Below are 2,526 nucleotides of genomic sequence, written 5' to 3' on the forward strand. Positions count from 1 at the left end.
ATTGCATCCCGCCCGTTGGATCTCTTCGAGCACGGCGGCCGCGGCCGAAAGCGTCAAGCCCGACCCGCCATATTCCTCGGGGATCAGCGTCGCAAGGTAGCCGGCCTCGGTCAGCGCGTTGACGAAATCCACGGGGTAGGCGCGGTCGGCATCGAGCTTGCGCCAGTATTCGCCCGGAAATCGCTCGCAGAGTCGACGCACGGCGCCGCGGATGTCCTCGTTGTCAAAGTCCTTGAACATCAGGCGCTCCGCGCGGCATGAACCTGGGGACGCGCGTCACCTGCGGTTTCAAACAGACCCAGTGAGCGCACCGGACGGTTATCTGTAAGGCCAAGGATAGCGCCGATCAGGTCGTCGGCACGGGCTGGCGAAGTGCCGCCGGCGACGAGTTGCGTGCGCGCCTTCTGAGACAGCTCGGCTGCCGTCACCGGATTGTCGGGATCGCCCTTGGCGTCGTGTCGGGCGGCGGAAAGGCGCCTGCCGGAAGCCGTCTCGACGATCACCTCGGCGCCCCACGATTCCGGATAGGCGGCGTCGATCGACGGCGCCAGCTCGACCTTGACCTTCTTGCGTTCGCCGACCATCCGTTGCCGTGCATCGGCATCGAAGCTGGCCTGGTCGATGCGGCCGTCCGCAAGCGCTATCGCCACTGTGTGCTGCAGCGAGAATTTGGCACTGTATGGATCTTCGGGAGCCGGCCGGTCGCATACGTCGAGGGCAGCCCGGTAAGCCCCGACATGAACGCTTGCGATGGCTTCCCCGGCGATCTCGTCGTGCATGGCGATCGCGCCGTCGATCGCCGGATGGGTGTGTCTGCAGCACGGCCATGGCTTGATCGAGGTGTTGATCAGTTGCCAGGCCCGCTCAGGCCCTGCCGTGACAGCCTCCGGAATCGGGTCCGGGCACAGACCGGCGTAGAAGCCCCTCTGGCCTTCCAGGATGTTCTGCGCGCCGGTGAATCCTTCCTTGGCCAGGAACGAAGCGAGGACGCCTGACTCCGCCGCCCTGGCGGTGTGGAGATGCTTGCTCATGGCGCCTTCGGCAAGGAACTCCCAAAGACCCGATGACTGGGTGCCCGCATTCCCAAGCGCCCAAACGGTCCTGGTGTCGTCGAGGCCGAGGAGCTCGGCCACGGCAAACGCCGCCCCGAATGGCCCGCAGGTCGAGGTGTTGTGCCAGACCCGGTAATGCTTCTTACCGACGGACATGCCGACCCGGCAGCAAGCCTCGTATCCTGCAAGAACCGCGCGAAGAAACGCTTCACCGCCAAGATCGTGATCATGGGCTACCGCCCAGGCCGCAGGAATGACGACGCTGCCCGGATGGGTCACCGAGTCCCGGTGGAGGTCATCCATCTCCAAGATATGCGCTAGGCCGCCCAGGTAGAACGCCTTGCGGGGGGTATCGGCTTGCGCCAGCGGGGCGACCGCCATCAGCATGCGGGCGGGCTCGGTCGGCAACGCGCCAAGGGCGCAGGCGAGCGTATCCAGGACGAACAGCGATGCCCATTCCAGGTCGCGGTCGGTCACCGGTTTTTCGCGGATCAGCCGGGTCAGGTCGCGGGTCAAGCTCATGGTGCTGCACTTCCTATCCGTTTGGGACCCACTGTATCCGGAGGACCGAACTCCTGCCGCAAAGCCACGTCATGTTCGCCGAGTGAAGGCACACGGCCAAGCACGGGGCGCTTGCCATTGACGGTGACCGGCGGCGCAAACAGCTCGACTTGACCACCGGTGGTCTCCACCGGGACTTTGGTGGCACTGCGATGCACCGCCAGATCAGCCATGGTCGACACACGGCCATAGGCAATTCTGACGTGGTCGAGCAATTCGCATAATGCAGACATGGTGTAGGGGGCCAAGATCGCCTGCACGCATGCATCAAGCGGCTCGCGGTTTTTAATGCGACGCACGTTGCGTTCGAATCTCGGGTCCGTTGCAACCGACGGCTGGCCCAGGACACTGTCGCAGAAGACGACCCATTCGCGTTCGTTCTGGACGGCGATAAGGATTTCCCCATCACTCACCTGAAACAGCCCGTAGGGCGCGATCGAGGGGTGGGCGAGCCCGAGCCGCCGCGGCTCCTTGCCGCCGTAGTGGCGCGCCAGATATGGCACGTTCATGTATTCGGCGAGGGTGTCGAAAAGGGAAAGCTGCAGGTGAGCCCCTTCCCCGGTTCGACTGCGCATGATCAGGGCTTCGAGGATAGCGGCGTAGGCCCCCTGCCCCGTAGCGATATCGGAGATCGATATGCCGACCCGGGTAGGGCCAGAAGTTGCGGACCCAGTGACGCCCGCCAAGCCAGCTTCCGCCTGGATCAGCAGATCGTAGGCTTTCCGTTCGTGGTCGGGTGTTCCGGGTGCGTAGCCGCCGATGTCACAGACGATCAGCCTGGGGAACCGCCGTCTGAGGTCGGCGCTGCCGATGCCCAGCCTGTCGGTTGCGCCAGGCGCAAGGTTCTGGACGAACACGTCGGCGGTGCCGAGCATGGATTCGACCAGCGCAAGATCATCCGGCTGCTTCAGAT

Annotated in this window: 3 protein-coding genes; all 3 read right to left on the reverse strand. The window is 64.5% G+C overall.

Annotation, left to right across the window (positions count from 1 at the left end; genetic code table 11):
- Positions 1-240, reverse strand: a 240-nt coding sequence (locus EN991_RS31960) for an acyl-CoA dehydrogenase family protein (RefSeq protein WP_164769521.1), incomplete at its 3' end; no start/stop codon positions are given.
- Positions 240-1,574 (reverse strand): MmgE/PrpD family protein, encoded by a 1,335-nt coding sequence (locus tag EN991_RS31965; protein WP_127370247.1) that lies wholly within the window; start codon positions 1,572-1,574, stop codon positions 240-242. The genes EN991_RS31965 and EN991_RS31960, both read right to left, overlap by 1 nt.
- A partial coding sequence (locus EN991_RS31970; RefSeq protein WP_164769522.1) for a CaiB/BaiF CoA-transferase family protein occupies positions 1,571-2,526 on the reverse strand: 956 nt, incomplete at its 5' end. The genes EN991_RS31965 and EN991_RS31970, both read right to left, overlap by 4 nt.

Origin of the sequence: Mesorhizobium sp. M7A.F.Ca.US.005.03.2.1 (assembly GCF_003997795.1) — a bacterium.
GTDB classification, from domain to species: domain Bacteria; phylum Pseudomonadota; class Alphaproteobacteria; order Rhizobiales; family Rhizobiaceae; genus Mesorhizobium; species Mesorhizobium ciceri.

Excerpts from the sequence above, each read along its gene's own strand:
- EN991_RS31965 (WP_127370247.1), bottom strand. The coding sequence starts at position 1,574 with ATGAGCTTGACCCGCGACCTGACCCGGCTGATCCGCGAAAAACCGGTG.